Annotated in this window: 24 protein-coding genes; 16 read left to right on the top strand and 8 right to left on the bottom strand. The window is 63.0% G+C overall.

Going from position 1 to position 23,324, the window contains the following annotated elements; genetic code table 11:
- Positions 1-93: 93 nt before the first annotated feature.
- Positions 94-1,665, bottom strand: a complete 1,572-nt coding sequence (locus NN662_RS13825) for a helicase HerA-like C-terminal domain-containing protein (RefSeq protein WP_261931975.1) — start codon at positions 1,663-1,665, stop codon at positions 94-96.
- 217 nt (positions 1,666-1,882) lie between these two features.
- Between NN662_RS13825 and NN662_RS13820 the strand changes: the two genes are divergently transcribed.
- Positions 1,883-2,272 (top strand): hypothetical protein, encoded by a 390-nt coding sequence (locus NN662_RS13820; protein WP_261930817.1) that lies wholly within the window; start codon positions 1,883-1,885, stop codon positions 2,270-2,272.
- Positions 2,273-2,339: 67 nt separating this feature from the next.
- On the opposite strand, the gene NN662_RS13815 is transcribed toward NN662_RS13820, so the two are convergent.
- A complete protein-coding gene (locus NN662_RS13815; RefSeq protein ID WP_261930816.1) occupies positions 2,340-3,236 on the bottom strand; it encodes a DMT family transporter in 897 nt (298 codons plus the stop codon).
- Positions 3,237-3,405: 169 nt separating this feature from the next.
- Between NN662_RS13815 and NN662_RS13810 the strand changes: the two genes are divergently transcribed.
- The 5 genes from NN662_RS13810 to NN662_RS13790 all read left to right on the top strand — a co-directional run bounded on the left by NN662_RS13810 (position 3,406) and on the right by NN662_RS13790 (position 7,543).
- A complete protein-coding gene (locus NN662_RS13810; RefSeq protein ID WP_261930815.1) occupies positions 3,406-4,296 on the top strand; it encodes a LysR family transcriptional regulator in 891 nt (296 codons plus the stop codon).
- A gap of 140 nt (positions 4,297-4,436) precedes the next feature.
- A complete protein-coding gene (locus NN662_RS13805) occupies positions 4,437-4,937 on the top strand; it encodes a YchJ family protein (protein ID WP_261930814.1) in 501 nt (166 codons plus the stop codon).
- Positions 4,904-5,695: a YkgJ family cysteine cluster protein gene (locus tag NN662_RS13800; protein WP_261930813.1), complete on the top strand. Its 792-nt coding sequence runs from the start codon at positions 4,904-4,906 to the stop codon at positions 5,693-5,695. The genes NN662_RS13805 and NN662_RS13800 overlap by 34 nt, the downstream gene beginning before the upstream one ends.
- A 72-nt stretch (positions 5,696-5,767) precedes the next feature.
- Positions 5,768-6,484, top strand: coding sequence for a winged helix-turn-helix transcriptional regulator (locus NN662_RS13795; protein WP_261930812.1), 717 nt, complete (start codon positions 5,768-5,770; stop codon positions 6,482-6,484).
- Between the two features lie 201 nt (positions 6,485-6,685).
- Positions 6,686-7,543, top strand: a complete 858-nt coding sequence (locus NN662_RS13790; protein ID WP_261930811.1) for a class I SAM-dependent methyltransferase — start codon at positions 6,686-6,688, stop codon at positions 7,541-7,543.
- Positions 7,544-7,762: 219 nt separating this feature from the next.
- Here NN662_RS13790 and NN662_RS13785 read toward each other — a convergent pair whose 3' ends face one another.
- A complete protein-coding gene (locus tag NN662_RS13785; protein ID WP_261930810.1) occupies positions 7,763-8,731 on the bottom strand; it encodes a nucleoside recognition domain-containing protein in 969 nt (322 codons plus the stop codon).
- A gap of 117 nt (positions 8,732-8,848) precedes the next feature.
- Between NN662_RS13785 and NN662_RS13780 the strand changes: the two genes are divergently transcribed.
- Entirely contained in the window at positions 8,849-9,301 is a 453-nt protein-coding gene (locus NN662_RS13780; protein WP_261930809.1) for an Lrp/AsnC family transcriptional regulator, read from the top strand.
- Between the two features lie 70 nt (positions 9,302-9,371).
- Here NN662_RS13780 and NN662_RS13775 read toward each other — a convergent pair whose 3' ends face one another.
- Together NN662_RS13775 and NN662_RS13770 are read right to left on the bottom strand one after the other, a co-directional pair.
- The gene (locus NN662_RS13775; protein ID WP_261930808.1) at positions 9,372-10,487 is read right to left on the bottom strand and encodes an acyltransferase family protein; all 1,116 of its coding nucleotides are present in this window, start codon (positions 10,485-10,487) and stop codon (positions 9,372-9,374) included.
- Positions 10,488-10,755: 268 nt separating this feature from the next.
- A complete protein-coding gene (locus NN662_RS13770) occupies positions 10,756-11,565 on the bottom strand; it encodes a pseudouridine synthase (protein ID WP_261930807.1) in 810 nt (269 codons plus the stop codon).
- Between the two features lie 132 nt (positions 11,566-11,697).
- Between NN662_RS13770 and prmB the strand changes: the two genes are divergently transcribed.
- Positions 11,698-12,618: a 50S ribosomal protein L3 N(5)-glutamine methyltransferase gene (gene prmB, locus NN662_RS13765; protein WP_261930806.1), complete on the top strand. Its 921-nt coding sequence runs from the start codon at positions 11,698-11,700 to the stop codon at positions 12,616-12,618.
- A gap of 18 nt (positions 12,619-12,636) precedes the next feature.
- On the opposite strand, the gene NN662_RS13760 is transcribed toward prmB, so the two are convergent.
- Positions 12,637-13,290, bottom strand: coding sequence for a haloacid dehalogenase type II (locus NN662_RS13760; protein ID WP_261930805.1), 654 nt, complete (start codon positions 13,288-13,290; stop codon positions 12,637-12,639).
- Positions 13,291-13,478: 188 nt separating this feature from the next.
- On the opposite strand from NN662_RS13760, the gene NN662_RS13755 reads away from it, so the two are divergent.
- The 7 genes from NN662_RS13755 to NN662_RS13725 all read left to right on the top strand — a co-directional run bounded on the left by NN662_RS13755 (position 13,479) and on the right by NN662_RS13725 (position 19,728).
- Positions 13,479-15,623 (top strand): EAL domain-containing protein, encoded by a 2,145-nt coding sequence (locus NN662_RS13755; RefSeq protein WP_261930804.1) that lies wholly within the window; start codon positions 13,479-13,481, stop codon positions 15,621-15,623.
- Between the two features lie 188 nt (positions 15,624-15,811).
- Positions 15,812-16,693, top strand: a complete 882-nt coding sequence (locus NN662_RS13750) for a branched-chain amino acid aminotransferase (RefSeq protein WP_261930803.1) — start codon at positions 15,812-15,814, stop codon at positions 16,691-16,693.
- Positions 16,694-16,821: 128 nt separating this feature from the next.
- A complete protein-coding gene (locus NN662_RS13745; RefSeq protein WP_261930802.1) occupies positions 16,822-17,421 on the top strand; it encodes a superoxide dismutase in 600 nt (199 codons plus the stop codon).
- 182 nt (positions 17,422-17,603) lie between these two features.
- Positions 17,604-18,050 (top strand): c-type cytochrome, encoded by a 447-nt coding sequence (locus NN662_RS13740; RefSeq protein WP_261930801.1) that lies wholly within the window; start codon positions 17,604-17,606, stop codon positions 18,048-18,050.
- A gap of 102 nt (positions 18,051-18,152) precedes the next feature.
- On the top strand, positions 18,153-19,067 hold the full coding sequence (locus NN662_RS13735; protein WP_261930800.1) for a cytochrome c: 915 nt from the start codon (positions 18,153-18,155) through the stop codon (positions 19,065-19,067).
- Positions 19,068-19,154: 87 nt separating this feature from the next.
- The gene (locus tag NN662_RS13730) at positions 19,155-19,469 is read left to right on the top strand and encodes an addiction module antidote protein (protein ID WP_261930799.1); all 315 of its coding nucleotides are present in this window, start codon (positions 19,155-19,157) and stop codon (positions 19,467-19,469) included.
- 25 nt (positions 19,470-19,494) lie between these two features.
- Positions 19,495-19,728, top strand: a complete 234-nt coding sequence (locus NN662_RS13725) for a hypothetical protein (RefSeq protein ID WP_261930798.1) — start codon at positions 19,495-19,497, stop codon at positions 19,726-19,728.
- Positions 19,729-19,769: 41 nt separating this feature from the next.
- Here the strand turns inward: NN662_RS13725 and NN662_RS13720 are convergent, their stop codons facing one another.
- Together NN662_RS13720 and NN662_RS13715 are read right to left on the bottom strand one after the other, a co-directional pair.
- Entirely contained in the window at positions 19,770-20,270 is a 501-nt protein-coding gene (locus NN662_RS13720) for a GNAT family N-acetyltransferase (RefSeq protein WP_261930797.1), read from the bottom strand.
- A 264-nt stretch (positions 20,271-20,534) separates the two neighbouring features.
- Positions 20,535-22,628: a S9 family peptidase gene (locus tag NN662_RS13715; protein ID WP_261930796.1), complete on the bottom strand. Its 2,094-nt coding sequence runs from the start codon at positions 22,626-22,628 to the stop codon at positions 20,535-20,537.
- A 253-nt stretch (positions 22,629-22,881) separates the two neighbouring features.
- On the opposite strand from NN662_RS13715, the gene NN662_RS13710 reads away from it, so the two are divergent.
- On the top strand, positions 22,882-23,301 hold the full coding sequence (locus NN662_RS13710) for a DUF930 domain-containing protein (protein ID WP_315972599.1): 420 nt from the start codon (positions 22,882-22,884) through the stop codon (positions 23,299-23,301).
- Positions 23,302-23,324: the final 23 nt, after the last annotated feature.

The following is a 23,324-nucleotide window of genomic DNA, read 5'->3' as shown; positions in this document are numbered from 1 at the left end:
GTGCTGCCGTATTTCCTGTTTGGAAAATGGCAAATTGAGTTTAGTACTTTGAAGAAGGTTAGTGGCATAGCATGCGAGTAATATAATGCCCCCCTACCTTTTCAAACTCCCCAAAATCCCCCTCACGATCGCCCGGCCGACCGACGAGGCCACCGACCTTGCGGCGCTCTTCATGGCCGCCTCGATCACCGTTTCGCGCTGGTAGCTGCGGCGCGTCGTTGTCGTCTTGCGGTTGGAGCTGGTAGTGGAGCTGTCCTCGTCGTCGCCGAAGCCGGGCAGGGTCCAGCGCTTCGAGGCGCTCGCCTCGGCCTGTTCGGCCTCTTCTTCGGCTTGCCTCTGGGCGGCTGCCTGTTCGGCGGCCTTCTGGGCGCGGGCGGCGAGGATTTCGAAGGCGGATTCGCGGTCGATGTCCTTGTCGTAGACGCCGGCGACCGGGCTGACGGACATTACCTGCGTGCGTTCGGCGTCGGTCAGCGGGCCGAGGCGACCGGCCGGCGGGCGGATCAGCGTGCGCTCGACGATCGACGGCGCGCCTTTCGTCTCCAGCATCGAGACCAGCGCCTCGCCGGTGCCGAGCGTGGTGATCGCGGTGGCGCAGTCGAAGGCCGGGTTGGGACGGAAGGTGTCGGCCGCCGTCCTGACCGCCTTCTGCTCGCGCGGCGTATAGGCGCGCAGCGCATGCTGCACGCGGTTGCCGAGCTGGGCGAGCACGGTTTCCGGCACGTCGAGCGGGTTCTGCGTGACGAAGAACACGCCGACGCCCTTTGAGCGGATCAGGCGCACCACCTGTTCCACACGCTCGATCAGCACCTTCGGAGCGTCGTTGAAGAGGAGATGCGCCTCGTCGAAGAAGAAGACGAGCTTCGGCTTCTCCGGATCGCCGACTTCCGGAAGCTCCTCGAACAGCTCCGAGAGCAGCCAGAGGAGGAAGGTGGCGTAAAGCCTGGGGTTCATCATCAGCTTGTCGGCGGCGAGCACCGAGACCGCGCCGCGCCCGTCATTGGTCACGCGCATGATGTCGGAAATCTTCAGCGCCGGCTCGCCGAAGAATTCTTCCGCGCCCTGCTGCTCGAGCACCAGAAGCCCGCGCTGCAGCGAGGCGACGGAGGAGGCGGAGATGAGGCCGAACTGCTTGGAAAGCTCGGAAGCCTGCTCGGCCATGTAGTTCAGCAGCGATTGCAGGTCTTTCAGATCGAGAAGCGGCAGCCCGCCCTGGTCGGCGATCTTGAAGGCGATGTTGAGCACACCTTCCTGCGCTTCGGACGCATCCATCAGCCGGGCGAGCAGCAGTGGGCCCATTTCGGCGATCGTGGTGCGCACCCGGTGGCCCTTCTCGCCGAACAGGTCCCAGAAGATCACCGGAAATTCCTGGAAATCATAGGGTTCGAGGCCGATCTGCTCGGCGCGTTTCAGAAGAAAATCCTTCGGCTGGCCCATGGCGGCGATGCCGGACAGGTCGCCCTTGATGTCGGCGCAGAACACCGGCACGCCGGCATTCGAAAAGCCTTCCGCCAGGATCTGCAGGCTCACCGTCTTGCCGGTGCCGGTCGCCCCGGTCACCAGCCCGTGCCGGTTGCCGTATTTCAGGTCGAGATATTCGCCCTTGTTGATGCTGTCGTCCGGGTTGCGGCTGGTTCCGACATAGATCATCCCGTCTTTCAGCATCATGCGCCTTCTCCCTTGTCGCCGCCCGTGCCTGCGCCGGTGCGTCATCGAACCATCGTCACTCCCTTATAAGTATCGACGCGGAAGGCGGCAACGCCCTTGCGGTGGCAGGTGGGAAAAGGGCATGCTGCCCACAGGCCGTTCGCAAATCCGCTTGCGCGAAGCACGCGGATGTTTTACGTGAACGTTAACGTCAAAAACGCTTCGAGGAGGCAGCATGAACGACATCGTCACCCAGATCGCCGACAAGGTCGGCATCGACAAGGAACTGGCCGAAACCGCGCTCGGCATGATGCTCGGCTTCCTGCAGCGCGAAGCCGATGACGGCGCGGTCGCCCGCATGATCGAGGCGATCCCGGGCGGGGCGGAACTGGTCGCCCAGCACAATGGCGAATCCAAGGGCGGCGGTCTTCTCGGCGGCCTGATGGGCGCGATGGGCGGCGGCGGCGTCATGGCGCTCGGCCAGCAGCTGATGAGCGAAGGCCTCGGCATGGGCGAGATCACCTCGCTCGCCAGGGAAACGATCGCCATGGCCAAGCAGTATGCCGGGGAAGAGGTCGTCGACGAAGTCGTCGCCTCGGTACCGGGCCTCAGCCAGTTCGTCTGATCGGGTTGCCTGCAATTTTCCGAAAGGGCCGGGGAGCGATCTCCGGCCTTTTTCTTTTCCGTGTGGTTCAGCCGTTCGAAGTCAGCCAGACGCCGACAAAGGTGATCGCCAGGCCGACGAACATCGTCGCCGTCAGCGGTTCGGAAAACATCGCCCAGCCCCACACCATGGTGACCGCCGGGCTGAGATAGATCACCGCACTCACCTTGGCGACGGGGAACAGGCGCAGGCTGGTGTAATAGATCGAGTAGGCCGCGAAGGTGGCGATCAGCACCAGCCACGCCATGCCGATGGCGAATTCCGCGGTCAATGGTGGCGCAAGGCCGCCCTGCATGGCGGCGACGGTGCCAAACAGCGCCGCGCCGGTCAGCATCTGGATGGAGATGCACTGGTGGACCGGCATGTGGATGGTCCGCCGGCGCTTCTGCAGCACGGAGGCGAGCGCGAAGATCAGCATGGAACCGACGGTCAGCCCGTAGGCCCAGATCGGCGCGGTGCCGAAGGTGAGGCTGTCGAATGAGACCACGAGCACGCCGGCAATCGCGATCGTGGTGCCGAGCCATTGCCGTGCGCTCAGCCTTTCGCCGAGAAGCGGCTGCGCCAGGGCGGCGATCGCCAGCGGCACGAGATCCGAGATCAGCGCCACGAGCCCTGTCGGCACGTGCTGTTCGATCGCCAGCGCGAAACCGCCGAGATACAGAAACACGATCATGACGCCGTATGCCATCTGCTCCAGCACCGCCCGCGCCCGCATCCGCGGCCCGATCGTCAGCGCGAACGGCAGCAGGATCAACCCCGACAGCAGCGTGCGCCAGAACAGGACCAGCATCACGCTCGCCTGGTCGCTGGCATAGCGCGTGCCGACGAAGCCGGAACTCCACGCGATCACCAGCAGCGTCGCTGTCAGCGGCCACAGGAGCCGGCGGGAAACGGGGGCGGGAAGAGTGAGCGACGGATCGGTCATGCGGGTCTCGGACAATGTGTGTGCCGGCAGCCATAGGACACGGATCGGAGACACGCACATGACAAATATCGATGACATCATGACAAGTCATGCCAATAATGAATGAGGACTTGCCAGCCGCCGCCGGCAGCCGCATAGAGGATGAAGAACATCGGCGGATGGACGGGACGTGAACGAACTCAATGGTCGGCGACTGGAAATAGATGCCTTGCGCGCCCTTTGGGCGATCCGCCAGCATGGCGGCATCACCCGCGCGGCCGATGCCCTCGGCCTGTCGCAGTCGGCGGTCAGCCGCAAGATCAGGCGGCTGGAGACCAATCTCGATTGCGAATTGCTGTCGCGCAAGCCCGGCGCCCCGGTATTCACCGTCGCCGGAGAGGATCTGCTGAGCTATGCCGCCCGCATCCTCGTCCTGCACGACGAGGCGCTGTCGAGCCTGTCGAAGACCGCGCTTGCCGGCCGGCTCGCGCTCGGCTTCACCGAGGATACGGCCTGCACCGACATCGCCCGCGTTCTCGGCCGCTTCCGGCGTCTGCATCCGCAGGTGGCGGTCCGCACCAAGGTCCGCATGAGCCTTCTGCTGAGGGCGATGCTGGAGCGCGGCGAGCTGGACGCCGCCATCATCCAGGTCTTCGCCCACGACGTTCGCCCGACCGACATCGTGCTGTTGCGGGAATGCCTCCATTGGGTCAAGCATCCGGAACTCGCCTTGCCGCGGTCGGAGCCCATTCCCTTCCTCTCCTTCGACAATGATTGTTTCTATCGCCAGTGGGCGCTCGACATCGGCCAGGATGGCGGCGTGGCGCTGGATACGGTCTTCGAATGCTCCAGCGCCGCCGGCATCGTTTCTGCCGTCAATTCCGGCCTCGGCGTCGCGCTTCTGAGTGATCGCCATCTGCGTCCGGACATGCAGGTCGTAACCGACGGCCTGCCGCAGCCGCCGGCGCTCGCCTACGTGATCCGACGCGCCCGAAAGGGTCGCAACCCGGCGCTCGACACCCTCGTCGCCGAAATCGAGACCGAGATCAGCCGCTACGGCGGCCTCGTCCTGGCCGGCTGATTGGCGCGCACAGCCGTGAGCCCGCCTTCTGTCATCCTGTCGCAATTGCGCGACAACAGGGGATATCGGCCGCCGGCACTGGAGGCTCCATGGGGCGGATGGTAAGACCGGGCGGAGGAATCGATACGGAGGAACCTTCCATGACGTCCTGTCCCTGCGGCTCCGGTCGGGCATTTGCAGACTGCTGCTCGCCTTATCTCAACGGCGAGCCGGCGCCGACGGCCGAAGCGCTGATCCGCTCGCGCTACACCGCCTTCACGCTCGGCGATCTCGATTATGTCGAGCGCACGATCACCGACCACGCCGCCGCCTCCTTCAACCGCGTCGACATGGAAAGCGCGCTGCCGGGCACCGAATGGCTGGGGCTGGAAATCCGCGACACGGAGGCCGGCGGCGAGGGCGACGACACGGGCACCGTCCGCTTCGCCTTCAGCTTCCGCGCCAATGGCCGCCCGTTCACCCAGGTCGAGCGCGCCACCTTCCTGCGCGTCGATGGCGAATGGCGCTTCCACGACAGCGAGATCAACCCGAAGTCCGAGCCCGTCCGCGTCGCCCATGTCGGCCGCAACGATCCGTGCCCCTGCGGCTCGGGCAAGAAATACAAGAAATGCTGCGGGTCCGCCGCGGCCTCTGCCGGCTGATGAGCGAACAGCGGTTCCTCTGCACCGCCTGCGGCCTTTGTTGCCACGGCCTGCTGCCGCTGACGATCGCCGAGGCGCTTTCGGGCGCCGGCCGCTTTCCGCTGGCAATCAGCATCACGCCGGTCAAGGTCAAGACCCCGGGCCATGCGGGCGTCGGCGAGATCGCCGCGACGATCGCCGTCACCCGCAAGAAGACCATGCCGATCCTGGTGACGCCGGTCTCCTTCGTGCCCGCGCATCTTCCCTGTCCGGAGCTTGACGGCGACGGCCTCTGTTCCATCCACGCGACCAAGCCGCTGCGCTGCCGCACCATGCCCTTCTATCCCTACAGGGACGAGGCGCATCAGGCCAACATGCTCACCCCGCGCCCCGGCTGGCTCTGCGAGACCGGCGAGGAAGCGCCCGTCGTCTACCGCGACCGCCGGATCGTCGACCGCACCGATTTCGACGCCGAACGCGACGCCCTCGTCGACCAGGCCCCGGCGCTGCGGCGCTATGCTGACCTGCTTCTCAAACACGCGCCCGCCCACCACGCCCGCGTCCTCAAGGCTGCCCAATCCCCCGTCCCCGGCCGCGTCATCGTCAGCTTCGTCTCGTACCTGCGCTACGACAACCGCCTCGACCTCCTGGATTTCGCCGCCCGCCAGCTGCCGGTTCTGGAGGTCTGGGCGGAGAAGACGGCGGGAGACCCGAAGGCGGCGGAACACCACCGATACTACACCGAAGCCATGGCCGAGCTGCAGCGCTACAGGCGGTGAGGGACGCTACACTCTTTGTACTGGACGCCGGCCCGGCCTTGGCGGAATATCCGCAGTCTGGAGGGTGCCGTCATGTCGAAAGATGGGTACAATCAGTTTTGTCCGGTCGCCAAGGCCTGCGAGCTTCTCGAGCCGCGCTGGACGCTTCTTCTGCTTTGCGAAATGTGGTCGGGCTCCACGCGCTTCAACGAGATCCGACGCGGCGTGCCCGGCATGTCGCCGACATTGATGTCCAAGCGGCTGAAGGAGATGGAGGAGAACGGCCTCATCGTCCGGCACTGCAACGAGCGGACGGGCGACATCAACTATCTGACGACGCCGCTCTGCGACGAATTGCAGCCGATCGTCCACGCCCTGGGGGAATGGGCCCACCGCAACATCGACGCCGAGGTGACATTGGAGCATCTCGATGCGCGCCTGCTGATGTGGAACATGCGCCGGAAGGTCGATGTCACCGCTTTGCCGCCCGGCCGGCGCTCCGTCATCAAGTTCACCTTCCAGGAGCTGCCGCGCGAAGAGCAGGATTACTGGCTGATCTCGCGGCCCGGCGGCGTCCCGGACTTGTGTGTCATCGATCCCGGCCACGACGTCGACCTCTTCATCCTCGCCGACCTGAAGGCCCTGACGTCGGCTTGGATGGGCCATGCCAGCCTTGCCGCCGAAATCGCCCGGGAGCGGATCGTCCTCGTCGGCGATCAGGAGATTGCCGCCGCGATCGGTCGCTGGATGGTGCGCAGCTCCTATGCCGGTGATCGGCGGCCGATGACCGATTGCCGGCGCGTGGTCTAGTTTCTGTACCGCTTCGCTACTGTTTCTGCACTGGCCGCTTGGCCGCTCTATGGTGCACTCATACCCCTGCAAGGCAAAGGAACCGACCCCCTGAAGGGCCGGAGTATCCGGTCCTGCCCATGACCAACGCCACGCTCATGCCGGAGCCGGTTGCGACCAGCGGTCGCGCCGCCGGCGGAGCTGTACCCAAGGAGAAACGAGATGGACGCTTCAACAGCAGCCACCCCAAAAGCCTCGAATGCCAATGATGACAGGCTGGCGCTTCTCGCCACCGTCAAGACCCGCCAGCAATCCGCCTGGTCCTCGGGAAACTATGCCGTCGTCGGCACCACGTTGCAGATCGTCGGCGAAAGCCTGTGCGAGGCGCTCGACCTGTCGTCCGGCGAGCGCGTTCTCGATGTCGCCGCCGGCAACGGCAACGCGACGCTTGCCGCCGCCCGCCGCTTCTGCGAGGTCACCTCGACCGATTATGTGCCGGCCCTTCTGGCGCGCGGACAAAAGCGCGCCGAAGCCGACGGACTGGAGGTGACCTTCCGGGAAGCGGACGCCGAGGCGCTGCCGTTCGCCGATGGCAGCTTCGATGCCGTCATGTCCACCTTCGGGGTGATGTTCACGCCGAACCAGGAAAAGGCCGCGGCCGAACTGCTGCGCGTCGCCCGGCCGGGCGGTCGGATCGGCCTGGCCAACTGGACGCCGGCCGGCTTCATCGGTGAACTGTTCAAGACGATCGGCCGCCATGTGCCGCCGCCGGCCGGCATCAGTTCGCCGGCCCTCTGGGGGACGCGGGAGCGTCTCGAGGAGTTCTTCGGTGCGTCGGGAACGCTGACGGTCACGCCGAAGCATTTTTCCTTCCGCTACCGCTCGCCGGAACACTTCCTCGACGTGTTCCGCACCTGGTACGGGCCGGTTCTGAAGGCGTTTGCCGCACTTCCCGATGAGAATGGACGGGCAGCGCTTGCCGGCGACATTCTCGCGCTCGCCACCCGCTTCAATCGTGCCAAGGATGGAACGCTAGTGGCCCCGGGCGAATATCTGGAAGTGGTCTTCGTCAAGGACTGACCCGTCACCGCCCGCCGGTCCCCTTGTCCGGCGGGCGGTCTTTCTGTGGTCCATGCGACGCCGGAAAGGACCAAGGCACATTTCTGCCCGGCGTCTGTCGCGTCTCTCAACCCCGCAAAACCGTCAGGCAATCCGGATCGGCAGTAGCGCCGTCCGAAGACGCTGGCGGCAGACGGTGCGGATACCATGGGTATATACGCACCGTTTTCCGGTTCATGATCAAGCCTCTGATGCCTGCCGGCGAAAGGCTCTCGCAAAGAAGGCTTGGTCTGGCGTGCGGTGCAGGAGAGACGCGACCAGCGCAGTTGCAGCAATGGCGAAGACGAGCCGTCCGATGAGGACACCGTAAATGTCGGCGCCGAGCGAGAGCACCACGATCGTGTCCTCGATCACGCTGTGAGCGAAGCCCATGAAAACGCAGGAGAGGAAAATCTGGCGCGGGGAAATGGCGCCCGACCGGGCCTCCTGGATCAGGAGCCCGGCGCCATAGGAGATGCCGAGGAAAAGTCCCACCGCCGTCAGGTGGCCTGCCTCTCCTCGAATGCCGGCCAGGCGCAGGACGGGCGACAGGATTTTCATCATCAACTTCATGAGCCCGGTGATTTTCAGCAGCTCCAGGCCCCAGGAAAGCGCAAGGAGGATGACCAGCATCACGGCCATCGTTTCGCAAAGGCCCAGCAGATAGTCGGACCACGCCTGGGTCTGCGCCAGGGGAATCCAGGCCGGGTTTGCGGGCGATGACAGCCAGCCGGTGGCGGCCAGAACATGGCGCAGCAGAAGAGCGTAGATGAAGCCGCCGGCGATCCGCAGCACGGTCGTCACCAGCATGCCGGGTCCCGCATGCTGGATGATCTTCTGTTCGATCGGCAGTCCGTGGGCGAAGAGAATGAGCGCGGAAAACACGGTGATGTCGGCTGTGCTGAGCGAATTGGCAGGCACCAGCGAGAAGATGAGCGGCACCGCACCCCAAATTCCGACGATCATGCCGGTCAGCCAGGCAAGACCAAGCTCGGGCGGCAGGCCGACGAGGTTCATCAGCGGTCTGAATGCCGGCGCGACCGCCTTGATGACCCCCAGTCGCGACAGGACTTCCGTCAGGATGGCGATCGGCACGGTGATCTTCACCAGCACCCAGTAGATGGTCAGAGTTTGTCGTGTCTTGTGCAGGATGGGTCTCACGAAACGCATGCGTTGCTCCTTCAGTCGTGACTTACGACTACTCCGGCTCGCTTCGCAGTTTCGGTCAAAAATTGCACTAAGATGCAATATTATTGCAAAGTTCGATACCGCGATTATGCTCTAGGCATGGACAGGATAGACCGCAAGCTTCTCAATTTGATGCAGCGCGACGCGTCGCAGACCAATGTCGCGATTGCCGACGCTGTGGGGCTGTCGCCTTCGAGTTGCCTTCGCCGAGTTCAGCGGCTGCGCAAGTCCGGCGTGATCGATCGTGTCGTCGCCATCCTGAATCCTGCCAGGTCGGGACGGCCGATCAAGGCTCTGGTCACCGTCGAGCTGAAACTGCACGGCGAGCAGCACATGCGGCGGTTCCTTGAGCGGGCAGTTGCAGAAGAAGCCGTGTCTCAGGCCTATGCGGTCACCGGCGAAACCGATGTCGTGCTGATGTTGCGTCTGCGCGACATGGAGGAATTCGACAGGCTCTGCGACACACTTTTCCGCGACGACAACAATGTCGCCCGGTTCTTCACGATGGTGGTCATTCGAACTGCCAAGGAAGAGACGGCGATAGGCCTTTAGCCTGTCGCCGTCTCGTTGTCCCCTGCCTGGGCTTCTGGAGCAATGCTCAGACGCTAAATCATGCGGGATGTTATGAAGTCGCCGCCACCTGTGCCTTGATCGCCTGTTCCTCGTGCAGCCGCGATCCGTACCGCCGGCGGAGAGCAAAGAAGGGGCGTTCGACAAACTTGTATGAGAGCACCGCCACCAAGAAGGTGATCATCCAGCCGAACATCCTGCCGGAAACGGCCGGGAGACCGAAATACGTTGCGGCCGCAACGCCGAGTTCCAGGCCGGCCAGATGCCACAGATAAAGCGAATAGCTCAGGACACCGATCTCCACGAGTGGCCGACTGTCGAGCAATTTCCGGATCCAGGCGTAGCGGTTGGTGCTGGTCACGGCCAGGATCGGTGGGATCAACGCGATGCTCTGAATTGTGTAGCGAAATGTACTGCGAAAGAATGTGTCACGGACGAGGAAAGTTGCGAGTAAGATCACCAAGGCGGTCACGACAACGGATGGACGGCTCACGCGATCCAGCAAACGGTTGGCTTGTGGCCCATCGCGAAGAATGGCCGCAATAGCACCGAAAAGGATTGCATCGATACGGCATTCCGTTGCCACGCCATTGTAAAGGGTTGCCGCTTCCGGCCAGGTCAGTGCCACGATGACGCGCACCATCAGCGACATCACACATAGCGCAAGAAACGTGGGAATGACGATCCTGGGGCGGGCCAGAACGAAAAGCATCAACCAGGGAAAGAAGAGGTAAAAATGTTCTTCAACGGCAAGGGACCATAGCTGGCCACCAATGCCATCCATGATCTGCGGCACGAATATCACAAGATAATTGGTCATATAGGCGAGGGCGCCAAGAACACCCAATGGGTGCAATCGTTCTCCCACGGCCACCCATATGGCGCCGGTCACTGCAACCATCACGAACAGCGGCGGAAATAGGCGTAACAGGCGGCGCATGTAAAACATACCAACTGCGATATCCGTGTGAGCTCTATACTCGTCAGCAAGCAATGTGGTGATGAGAAAGCCGCTGATGAAGAAGAAGACGGTGACGCCAAAAACGCCGGGGATTCGGTCCTGCAAGCCCGAATGCGACAACATGACGACAAGGATACTTAGAGCCCGTAGGCCATCTAACGACGGTATCTTATGTGTTGCCCGTCGGATGAACTCTTGTTGTGGCATTTGGAAATCCAGAAATTCAATGCATTTCCGCCAGTAATATTGCAAAAATCGTTGAGGAAAATATGAAACGAGATTTATAGTAACTTTTTAAGATTAACTTCAAATTGACCTTCGGCGGGCGGCCCACCCCCTGCCTTTGGCATGAATAGTGCTACCATTCCCGGCCACGTCACTGGCTCGCATGCAGGATTGATTTACAGGCATGAAATCTGGTGATATTGGTCTCCGGTGTCGGTCATGGCTGCGTATTGACCGATGACAGTAAATATCACCCCCGCAACCCCTTCACCTCATCCTCCGTCAGCGCCCGCACCGCACCCTTCTCCAACTCCCCGAGCGGCAAATTCCCGATCGCCACGCGCACCAGGCGCAGGACCTCGATGTCGAGCGCTTCGAGCATGCGGCGGATCTGGCGGTTCTTGCCTTCGTCCAGCGTGATTTCCAGCCAGGAGGTCTTGTCGCCTTCGCGCAGCTTTGTCGCCCGCGTGGCGCGCATCCGCTCGCCGTCATGCTCCACGCCCTCCGCAAGCGCGTCGAGAACGGCCTGGTCGGCGATCCGGTCGATCTGCACGTGATAAGTCTTCGGCACATGCGTCTGCGGGTCGAGGAGCGCGTTGGCGAACTCGGTGTCGTTGGTAAAAAGCAGAAGGCCCTCGCTCGCCTTGTCGAGCCGCCCGACCGGCGACAGGTGCGAGGTGAGGTGTTCCTTCAGGCAGTCGAAGACGGTCGGCCGGCCCTCCGGGTCGTGGCGAGTGGTCACCAGTCCGCGCGGCTTGTTCAGCATCAGGTAGACCGGCTTTTCGGCAGCAACCGTCCTGCCGTCGACGGCGATCTTCGCGCTGGCGAGATCCACCCAGGTCGCCGGATCGGTCGTAATCTTGCCGCCGATCGTCACGCGGCCCTCGGCAATCAGCGCCTCGGCCTGCGTGCGCGAGCAGAAGCCGAGCTTGGAGAGCGCCCGCGGCAGCGTCACCCGCTTGCGGTCCGACGCTGCCGGTTTCCGGCTCTCGGGCCGCGCCTTGCCGCCCGTCGCCGGCCGCCTCGTGCCGCCTTTGTAGTGCCTGATGCCCTTCGCCACTGTCCTTGACCCTTCGGATCGGTTGACCGGCCACCCCTCGTCATTCTAGAGCGAAGTCTGGCCAGCCGCATCCTGTCTTCCTGCCGTCAGACCGGCAATAGGACAGCTGCGCGAACATTGGAAGAGACGAGCATGTCGAACCTCGACGAGACGATCCGCGAACTTCAGACCCTGCGCGACTACTGGCGCTACGCCATTTCCCGCTTCAACGCCGCGGACCTGAGCTACGGCCACGGCACGACGACCGCCGGCGATGACGCCGCCTTCCTTCTGCTCGACAGTCTCGACCTGCCGATCGACGCGCTCGATCCCTTCCTCGACGCCCGCCTGCTGCCGGCCGAGCGCCGGCTGCTCGCCGAACGCATCGAGGCGCGCGTGACCACCCGCAAGCCATCCGCCTATCTCACCGGCCGCTCCTATATCCAGGGCGTGCGCTTCCTCGTTGACGAACGGGTCATCGTGCCGCGCTCGCATATCGGCGAGATCCTGTTCAACGAATATCTGAACGGCCAGGGCTCGGCGCTGCTGCCGGACCCGATGTCGGTGGAAAGCGCCGTCGACATCTGCACCGGTTCGGGCTGCCTCGCGGTCATCGCCGCGAAATTCTTTCCGATGGCCTCCGTCGATGCCGTCGATCTCTCCGCCGATGCGCTGGAGGTCGCGAAGCTGAACCTCGCCGAACATGAGGTGGAGGATCAGGTCGAGTTGCACCAGGGCGATCTCTTCGCGCCGCTTGCCGGCCGCACCTACGATCTCATCATCACCAACCCGCCCTATGTCGATCACGAGGCGCTAGACGGCTATCCGCCGGAGTTCCGCGCCGAGCCGCAGATGGCCCATGATGGCGGCGCGGACGGGCTCGATCTGGTGCGCCAGATACTGGCCGATGCGCCCGCCCATCTCAATCCGGGCGGCGGCATGATCTGCGAAATCGGCTCCGGCCGCGAAATCCTCGAGGAAGAGTTCCCGCATCTCGAATTCCAGTGGATCGAGACGGCGGAATCGCAGGACGCGGTCTTCTGGATTTCGGCCGAAGCGCTCGGCGTTTCCTGATCGCGGATGCGGGCTGGCTCAGGCGAGCCCGTCGAGCGTCGGCAGGATCAGCGATGGCATGCAGTCGCTGTATTCGTCGGGCATCTTCAGCCGGTTGATCCAGACGGTGCGGAAGCCGAAGGTGGTGGCGCCCGCCACGTCCCAGCGGTTGGATGACTGGAACGACACGGCGTCCGGATAGAGCCGGTAATTGGTCGTCACCAGTTCGTAGACCGGCGGCGCGGTCTTGTAGGTCTTCAGGAGATCGACGGAAAAGATGTCGTCGATGACGGTGTCTAGCTTGGAATTCTCCACTGCCGCCTGCAGCATGGCCGGCGAGCCGTTCGAGAGGATCGCCACCTTCGTCCCCTGAGCCTTCAGCTGCTTCAGGACCTTCGGCACTTCCGGATAGAAGTCGAGCTTCCAGTAGGCGTCGAGCAGGTCCTGCCTCAGCCCCTTGTCCACGGTCTCGACACGCGCCAGCGCATAGTCGAGCGCCTGTTCGGTCAGCGACCAAAAGTCCTGGTAGCGGCCCATCAGCGCCCTGACCCAGGAATATTCCAGCTGCTTGGCGCGCCAGATTTCCGAAAACATCCGGTAGTCCGGGCCGGCCCGGTCCGCATGCTTGCGCGCCGCTGCATGCACGTCGAACAGGGTGCCGTAGGCATCGAATACATAAGCGGCGAAAGTCATGAGGGCATTCCGTGGAAGTGAAGAACGGGGCGATAGTCAGATCGATGCAACCTCGTCGTGCAGATTACCAAGGTTGCTCCCAGATCAATACGGTTTCAATGCGTTACGGGCAAGTCATGGGTTTAACTTTAACTTAGAAAAATAGCACTATCACTATATGAAACGATACGCGGGAAATCGGTCGATTGATGATATCACAGGTCTTGTCCAGGTCCGGGATTGCCGACAGCCAGCGCCCGCGGATTGCCTTCATTTGGGCGGTGACCGCATCGGCCTGCGCCGCCTTCGCCGTCGGCTTCACCGCTCTTGCCCTCTACCTTCCGGGCGCCATGACCGCCGGCACGCGCGACATGAGCGCCGCCAGCGGCGTCTCCATGGCGCATGACATCGCCGCGGTGCGCAATTTCTATTCGTCGGCGGTCGTCGCCAAGGCCAAGCCCTATCTGACGCCGAAGGTGGATCATGCCGACGACCCGCATGGCATTCCGCTGCCGGCGACGTTCGTCATGGACATTTCCGCGCTCCTGTCCGGCAACGGTGTCAGCGTGGCGCTGACAAGTCCCTATCCCTGGCCGAACAGGGCAGGGCGCAAGCTCGACGCGTTCGAGACCATGGCCTGGGATGCCTTCCAGTCGGATCCTGAGACGCCGGTCGTTCGCGAGGAGACGGTCGACGGAAAGCGCTACCTCCGTGTCGCCATCGCCGACCGGCTGACGAGCGAGGCCTGCGTGACCTGCCATAACACCCAGCCGAACTCGCCGAAGACCGGCTGGAAGCTCGGCGATGTGCGCGGCATTCTGGAGATCTCCCGCCTGATCGAGCCGAGCCTCGCCTCGGCTGAAAACAAGTCGAAGCTGATCCTGCAGATCATCGGCATCACGGCCCTCGCCAGCATGGCGGTCATGGTCATCGTCGCCTTCTTCTTCCATCGCCGGCTGGTCGAAAGCGCCGAAGTGCACAAGCACATGGAACGTCTGGTGCATCACGACCCGCTGACGGGCCTCCTCAAGCGCCAGAGCATTCTCGACCTGATGCAGGAGATGGCGAAGGAGAAGGCGGGCGGCGTCTCCACCCTCTATTTCATCGGGATCGACCGGACCGGTGAGCTCAACGGCTCCTACGGGCGTCCCAACGGCGACCTGCTGATCCGTGCGGTTGCCGAGCGGCTGAACGCGATCGCCGGCAAGGACGTCCTGGTCGGTCGCGGCGATGGCGACGAATTCATCATCGTCCAGCCGGGCTCGGCCTCGGCCGAGCGGGCGCAGGCATTTGCCGCCGACGCCGTCGAGGCGTTCGCCACGCCGATCACGGTCGGGCGCGAGCAGGTCTCCATATCGGTCAGCGTCGGCGTCGCGCTCTGTCACGGCGGCGACATGGCGCGCAGCGACCTTCTGCAGCGCGCCGACATTGCGCTGCGCGAGGCGAAGTCCTGCGGCGGTGGACGGTATCGCCTGTTCCAGCCGCAGATGCTCGCCCAGTTGAAGCGCCGCCGCGACCTCAAGAGCATGATCGAGCGGGCCATCCGCGAGGACGGCTTCGAACTGCATTTCCAGCCCGTTCACAATGCGCAGTCCGGCAATATCGAGGGCTTCGAGGCGCTGCTGCGGCTGATGGACGGGGAAGGGGGCCTTGTTCCTCCGTCGCAATTCGTCCATCTCGCCGAGGAAAGCGGTCTGATCCGCCAGATCGGCGCCTGGGTCATTCGCAAGGCCTGCTTCTTTGCCGCAAACCTGCCCGACGACCTGTTCGTCGCCGTCAATCTGTCGCCGTTGCAGTTCTCGACCGGTGGCAGCAAGGGACAGCCGGCGATCAGCGAGATCGTTCGCGCTGCGCTGACAGATTCCGGCCTCGCCGCGAACCGCTTCGAACTCGAGATCACCGAGAACGTCTTCGTCGAGCGTTCGGAGGAGACCGTCGCCGAGTTGATGACGTTGCACGATATGGGCGTTTCGCTCGCCATGGACGATTTCGGCACGGGCTATTCCAGCCTCAGCTATCTCTGGAGCCTGCCCTTCGACAAGATCAAGATCGACCGCTCCTTTGTGGAAGGATGGTCGGAAAACCATGCGCAGGTCGCGCCGATCGTCGAGACCATTGCCGGCCTTTGTCGCACGCTCAATCTGCGCGTCACCGTCGAAGGCATCGAAACGGAGAAGCAGGCGGATTTTTTCCGCTCCATCGGCTGCAACCAGTTCCAGGGCTATTATTTCGCCCAGCCGATGCCGGAAGGCGAGGTACCGTCCTCGATCCTGGCAAACTTCATGCGCCAGTCGGAAATCGCCGGTCCGAACATCGATTTCGATCTGCCGAACGTCGTTCAGGGCACCGCCTGAGAGCGCATGTCCGCCGCCTTTCATCAGTGGATTTGATGCACCCATCAGCGGCGGCGTCTGCTGCGTGCGCATTCGGCAACGCCTCCTGCATGCGGGTTTCGCGATTTGAAATCCGGTTGGCTTTTCCGCTTGACCGCCGCCGCTGACTGTCCTTCAGTCCAGCCTTTGAAAAATCAAGGAGGCAGCAGATGGCCGTCGATACGTCCGCCAAAACGACAACCTGGACCTATGTGGATGGCGAATGGCTTGCCGGCAATCCGCCGCTGATCGGCCCCGTTTCGCATGCCGCCTGGCTCGGCTCGACCGTGTTTGACGGCGCCCGCTGGTTCGACGGCATTGCCCCGGATCTCGACCTCCACTGCCAGCGCATCAACCGCTCCGCAACCGCCATGGGCATGAAGCCGACTTTTACCGCCGAGGAGATCGAGGCGCTTGCATGGGAAGGCCTGAAGCGCTTTTCCGGCGAGATTGCCGTCTACATCAAGCCGATGTACTGGGCCGAGCACGGCCTTCCCGGCAATGTCGTCGCCCCGGACGGCCGCTCGACGCGATTCGCGCTCTGCCTGTTCGAGGCACCGATGAACACCGCCAAGCCGGTGACGCTGACCGTCTCGCCCTTCCGCCGCCCGACGCCGGAAACCGCGATGACGGACGCCAAGGCCGGCTGCCTCTATCCCAACAACGGCCGCATGATCATGGAGGCGAAGTCGCGCGGCTTCGACAATGCGCTGGCGCTCGACATGAACGGCAATGTCGCCGAAACCGCCTCTTCCAACATCTTCATGGTCCGCGACGGCGTTGTCATGACGCCCGCCGCCAACCGCACCTTCCTCGCCGGCATCACCCGCGCCCGGGTAATCGCGCTTCTGCGCCAATCCGGCTTCGACGTCATGGAAACGACCCTGTCGGTCGAGGATTTTCTCGCCGCCGACGAGGTGTTCATGACCGGCAACTACTCCAAGGTGATGCCCGTCAGCCGGCTCGACGGCCGCGATTACCAGGAGGGTCCGGTGACCCGCAAGGCATTGGAACTTTACATGGAGTGGGCGCATTCCTCTGTAGACGCCTGAGGATGCAAAAGCGGCGCGTCGGATTAAAAAATCATGGTGCCGAATGGTTCCAATTGACCGGCAACCGCACTATGTTCCCGCTCGGGTTTGCATCTTGGCTGCAATCAACAAGATAAGGAGAGACCGCAATGGCCTTTGAACTTCCGCCCCTTCCGTATGACTACGACGCGCTTGCCCCCTACATGTCGCGCGAAACGCTCGAATTCCACCACGACAAGCACCACAATGCCTATGTCACGACCGGCAACAAGCTGGCCGAAGAAGCCGGCATGGGTGGTCTGTCCGTCGAGGAAGTCGTCAAGAAGTCCTACGGCAACAACCAGCCGCTCTTCAACAACGCTGCCCAGCACTACAACCACGTCCATTTCTGGAAGTGGATGAAGAAGGGCGGCGGCGGCAACAAGCTGCCGGGCAAGCTGGAATCGGCCTTCGCGTCCGAACTCGGCGGCTTCGACAAGTTCAAGGCGGACTTCATCGCCGCCGGCGTCGGCCAGTTCGGTTCTGGCTGGGCCTGGGTTGCCGTCAAGGATGGCAAGCTGCAGATCATGAAGACCCCGAACGGCGAAAACCCGCTGGTTCACGGCGCGTCCCCGATCCTCGGCGTCGACGTCTGGGAGCACTCCTACTACATCGACTACCGCAACCTGCGTCCGAAGTACCTGGAAGCCTTCGTCGACAGCCTGATCAACTGGGACTACGTCCTGGAAATGTACGAAGCCGCCGCCTGATTTCAGGCGACGCATCGCACCACGTTTCAAGCCCCGGTCTCGGCCGGGGCTTTTTCGTGTCCGCTCATCACATCCCCTTCAATTCTTTGTGACTTCATTCGTCGGCCCATATTCGGCAATGATGCCACCGGCTGGATAAACGCGTCGGCTATTCGCCGACCGAAAACCATGGAGAGAGCCTGATGAAGTTTGCAAAGATCTGTCTTGCCGCCGGTCTGCTGGCCGGCGCCACCGCCGTGATCGCCGTTGCCGCCGACGAGCCGCAGGTGGTTCGCCAGGAGCTGATGAAGAAGAACGGCGCGGCCATCGGCGCCCTCGTCGCCATCGCCAAGGGTGAAAAGCCCTATGATGCCGAAACGGTGAAGACTTCACTCTCCTCGCTGTCCGAAGATGCCAAGGCGTTTCCGGAATACTTCCCGGAAGGCACGGAAACCGGCTTCAAGACGGAAGCATCGCCGGCCATCTGGGCCAACATGGATGACTTCAAGGCGCTGTCCATGAAGCTTGCCACCGACGCGGACACGCTGCTCGCCGAACTGCCGGCCGATCAGGCCGCCGTCGGTGCCGCGGTCAAGACGCTCGGCGGCGATTGCGGCGCCTGCCATCAGAAATACCGCCTGAAGAACTGATCTTTCTCGAATTGACGGCGAGGGCCCGATGACAATGCCGGCCCTCGCATTCTACCTGTCCCCCGCAGGGAGAGGCGAACGAAACGATCGACGGGAGACGTGATGGCTGGTCGGCTGACGAAAGTTCTGGTGTCGCTGGTGGGGTTAGGCGCAATCGGCGCCGGCACCTTCCTTTATGTCACCGCACCCGATCCGCTGCCCGAAAGCCATTGGCAGAACCTCGGCCCTGCCGATCCGGCAAACGGCGAACTGGTCTTCTGGGAAGGCGGCTGCGCCTCCTGTCACGCCGCCCCCGGCGCCAAGGACGATGCGAAGCTCGTTCTGGCGGGCGGCCTCGCCATCAAGAGCGATTTCGGCACCTTCCACGCGCCCAACATCTCACCCGACCCGAATGCCGGCATCGGCAAATGGACGCTCGCCGACTTCGGCAACGCCATCAAGCGTGGCGTCGGGCCGGGCGGCGAACATCTCTATCCGTCCTTTCCCTACGGCTCCTACGCCCGCATGAGCGACAAGGACGTCAACGACCTCTGGGCCTACATGCAGACGCTTCCGCCAAGCGACAACCGCCCGCCGCCGCATGATCTGCCGTTCCCCTTCAACGTCCGGCTTGCCGTCGGCGGCTGGAAGTTCCTCTATTTCAACGACCAGCCCCGCGTCGCGCTCGACAATCCGTCCGATCAGGTCAAGCGCGGCCAGTACATCGTCGAAGGCCCGGGTCATTGCGGCGAATGCCACACGCCGCGCGACGCGCTCGGCGGCTTCAAACCCGGCGAATGGCTGGCCGGCGCGAAGAACCCGGACGGCGAGGGCATGATCCCGAACATCACGCCCGGTTCGAAGGATATCGGCTCGTGGAGCGAGTCCGATATCGTCGAATACCTGACCTCTGGCTTCACCCCGGATTTCGATTCCGTCGGTGGCTCCATGCTCGAGGTCCAGCAGAACATGGCAAAGCTGCCCGCCTCCGACCGCGAGGCAATCGCCGCCTATTTGAAGGCGGTTCCGGCGCGGTAAGATCGAATAGCCAAGGAAGTCCCAAAGGGGTCTCCGACTCCCGCAGACTGCCTTGCAATGTTGTAGTTTTAAAACTACATTTTCGTCATGATCAAACCACAGTTCATGGAATTTCCCTTCGATCCCGCCGAAGGCCTGACGTCGGACGAGGCGATTGCCGGTTTCATGGCCGAGGCCTTTGCATCGGAAGACGCGGGCTATATCGCTCACGCGCTCGGCGTTGTCGCCCGTGCAAAGGGCATGACACAGATCGCCAATGAAACGGGCTTATCGCGCGAACAGCTCTATCGTTCCTTCAGCGAGAACGGCAATCCGACGCTGAAAACTACCTTGGCGGTGATGAAGGCGCTCGGCATCGAGTTGACCGCTAGGCCGCTGGAACGGCGATCGGAACCGGCGTGAGCTGTTATGACGAAGTGAACACCGTATGAGCGCTGCATCCGACAAGGCGGAGGCTGCCATCCTGCGGCTTCAGGCGAAGTTTTCAGGGCGTCGGGATCCGATGGCGGTCTGGGTGAGCGATACGCTGGCCGCGCTCGAGAAACGCCTGGAAGCTGTTACGGACGAGAGACAGAAGGCTGAGGCGCGGCGGGCGGGGCTCGCATTTATTCGCGCGACGCTGGAGGAATGGGCGAAGAAACCGCCGCATTCCTCCCGGTAGCGAAGGATGCTTGAGGGGAGGCCAACCCCTCATCCCTGGTATCAGGCCAGCGCCTGATGATAGCGCATGCCGGTGACCGGACGTGGCACGAAGTCGAGATGCTCGTAGAAGCGGTGGGCGCTGATATTGCCGGTGGCAGCCGAAACCGAGAGGTAGTCGCAGCCCGCGGCTTTCGCATGGGCGCGCGCATGGGCGACCAGATGCTCGCCGATGCCGTGGCCGCGGTGGCCGTCGCGAACGAAGAGGTGGTGCAGTTCCATGCCGCGCTTGCCTTCCTGCGCCCTGTAGAGCGGCACGAGAATGGCGTAGCCGATCAGGCCGTCGCTGCCGGCGTCGGCGACGAGGGCGGTGATCCACGGGGTGGCTGAGAAGAGGTCGCGCTCCAGCTGTTCTTCGGTCATGGCCGCGATGTCGCCGTGATGGGCGGCGAGTGCGGCGATCATCTCGGTGAGCGAAGGCAGGTCGCGGTGTTTCGCCAGGCGGATATTGACCACCGGCGGACGATCCAGGCTGATTTCGGTATCTTCGGGCATTTCAAGCATCCTTCTGGTCTCTTTGCCGTCAGGGTGCTTGGAGTTCCTCTAGAAACAAAAGCCGCCCTGAAACGGCGGCCTTGTTTGAGTTGAGATCAAGCGGGCCGCACCTTAGAGGTACAGCCAAAAATACATCGGAGTGTGGGTCGCGATCTTGATCATGGTCGCTTGTGTCTTCCAAAATTCGATCCTTGTCAATCGGAATCTTGGTCGCACGGTTTCGAGCCATGCGGTCGCAGGTGCCGCCGTCGCGGGCAGCACCTGCGAAACGCCTTAAAGCTTGCCGGCCGCCTTGATCGCGAAGGCATATTCCAGCGCGATCTCTTCCAGCCGCTGGAAGCGGCCGGACGCGCCGCCGTGTCCCGCTCCCATGTTGGTCTTCAGGAGGATCGGCGCCTCGCCGGTGGTCTTCTCGCGCAACAGCGCCACCCATTTCGCCGGTTCCCAGTAGGTGACTCGCGGATCGGTCAGGCCGGCGAGAGCCAGGATCGGCGGGTAGGGCAGCCCGACGACATTGTCGTAGGGCGAATAGGCGATGATGTAGTCGTAGGCCTCGCGCGAGGTGATCGGATTGCCCCATTCCGGCCATTCCGGCGGAGTGAGCGGCAGCGTGTCGTCAAGCATCGTGTTCAGGACGTCGACGAACGGCACGGCGGCGACGAAGCCGCCGAACTTTTCCGGCGCCATGTTGGCGACCGCGCCCATCAGCATGCCGCCGGCCGAGCCGCCCTGGGCGATGATCTTGCCGTAGCGGGTGAAACCTTCGGCCACCAGATGGTCGGCGGCGGCGATGAAGTCGCTGAACGTGTTCTGCTTGTTCATCATCTTGCCGTTCTCGTACCAGGCAAAGCCCTTGTCCTTGCCGCCACGGATATGGGCGATGGCATAGACGAAGCCGCGATCGGCGAGCGACAGGCAATTGGTGTTGAACGAGGCGGGGATGGAAATGCCGTAGGCGCCGTAGCCGTAGAGCAGGCAGGGCGCCGAGCCGTCGAGCGGCGTGTCCTTGCGATAGAGCAGGCTGACCGGCACCAGTTCGCCATCCCCGGCGGGCGCCATCACCCGGCGCGTCACATAGTCGTCCGGGTTGTGGCCGGAGGGCACTTCCTGCGTTTTCAGGAGCGTGCGCTCGCGGGTCACCATGTTGTAGTCGTAGAGCTGGCCGGGCGTCGTCATCGACGAATAGGAGAAGCGGATGACGTCGGTGTCGTATTCGGCAGCGCCCTGCAGGCCAAGCGAATAGGCCTCTTCGGCAAAGGCGATCGCGTGTTCCTCGCCGGTCTTGCGGTCGCGGATGATGATCTGCGGCAGGCCGTCATTGCGCTCCAGCCAGATCAGATGACGGGCATAGGCGGCATGCGAGAGAATGAGCCGGCCCGGCTTGTGGACGACGACCTCGCGCCAGTTGTCGCGGCCCGGCGCCGTCACCGGCGCTTCCATGATCTTGAAGTCCTTCGCGCCGTCGGCATTGGTCAGGATGTAGAAGACGTCGCCGCCCTCGCACATCGTGTATTCGATGCCGGTTTCGCGCGCGGCGACCAGCTGCGGCTCGGCGGTCAGGTTCGAGGTCGAAAGCAGGCGATACTCGCTCGTCTCGTGGTCATGGATGTCGATGAAGATGAAGTCGTCCAGCAGCGAAGCGCCGACGCCCATGAAGAAGCCCGGATCGGTTTCCTCGTAGACCAGCCGGTCGTCGGACTGCGGCGTGCCGAGAATGTGGTGGAAGATCTTTGACGGGCGATGGTTGTCGTCGAGTTCGGTGTATAAGAAGCTCTTGCCGTCAGGCGCCCAGGCACCGCCGCCGCCGGAATTCTCGATCACGTCGGCAAGGTCCTCGCCGGTCGAAAGATCGCGCACCTTCAGCGTGAAATATTCCGATCCCTTGTCGTCATAGCCCCAGATGCCGAGCGCATGGTCGGTCGAATGGTCGAGGCCGGCGAGCTTGAAATAGGCCTTGCCGTCAGCTTCCTTATCCCCGTCGAGCAGCACGTCGCGCTCGCCGCCGCCGCGCGGCACGCGGAAATAGCGGGGCTGCTCGCCACCGGTGACGAAGAACGTGCCGTAGGCATAGGGGCCGTCCGGCACGGGGACGGACGAATCGTCTTCCTTGATGCGGCCGCGCATTTCGGCAAACAGCACCTTCTGCAGCTCTTCCGTATCGGCCATCGCCGCCTTCATGTAGGCGTTCTCGGCCTCCAGGTGGCGGCGGATGTCGTCGTCGAGGATCGAGGGATCCTTGAACATCGCCTGCCAGTTGTCGGCCCGCAGCCATGCGTAGTTGTCGGTCCGGGCGATCCCGTGACGGACATCTTCGGTCGGACGCTTCTGGGCGCGCGGAGCGTCGGGCAAATTCTTGAAAATCGTCACTTTTGGGATCTTTCGCATTGCATTTTTAGCGCTACGAGAGATAGGCGCAATGCTCTCCCGCATCAAGCAGGAAACGGCGGTGGGAAAGAATGGATTGTCCCAAGGTTGACAAATTTTTGCCGGATTGCGCGCCCACCTCGTGCCGGTCTTGAAATTTTGACGTGGCGGCGTTGAAATCTTCGGCCTATAGACATCCACAAGAAACGGCAAAAGTAGAGCCGGCCATCGATGCCGGCCCACGGGGAAGAGATCAATGCGCAGATTTTCCGGATATCTCGCCTGGGCGGCTACGATTCCCGCCCTTCTTCTGGCACCGCTTTCGGCGGCCCATGCCGGCTCCACGCCGACCGTGCAGGTGGAAAAGCAGCTGAACCGGCTGGCGCCGGAAGAGGAACTCGAGCAGCGCTGCGACATCGAGGCGATGAACCGCATCGACAAGGACGACGCCAAGTTCGACCCGGACAAGGTTATCGCTTATGCCTTCGGCCCGACGCAGGTCAAGGGCACGACGATCAAGGCCAAGGGCGCCGTCTTCCGCTCGCATGAACATTGGTACCGGCTGAGCTATACCTGCCAGACGGGCGCCAAGCGCCTAGAAATCGAGAAGTTCGACTACAAGATCGGCTCGGAAGTGCCCCGCGACCAGTGGGAAGCGCATTACCTCTACGATTGAAGCGGGCGAGGGCCGGCGAGCGA

The organism is Rhizobium sp. NRK18 (assembly GCF_024385575.1).
Classification (GTDB): domain Bacteria; phylum Pseudomonadota; class Alphaproteobacteria; order Rhizobiales; family Rhizobiaceae; genus JANFMV01.
The sequence above is the reverse complement of the archived record's forward strand: the minus strand, read 5'-3'. Positions and strand labels throughout refer to the sequence as shown.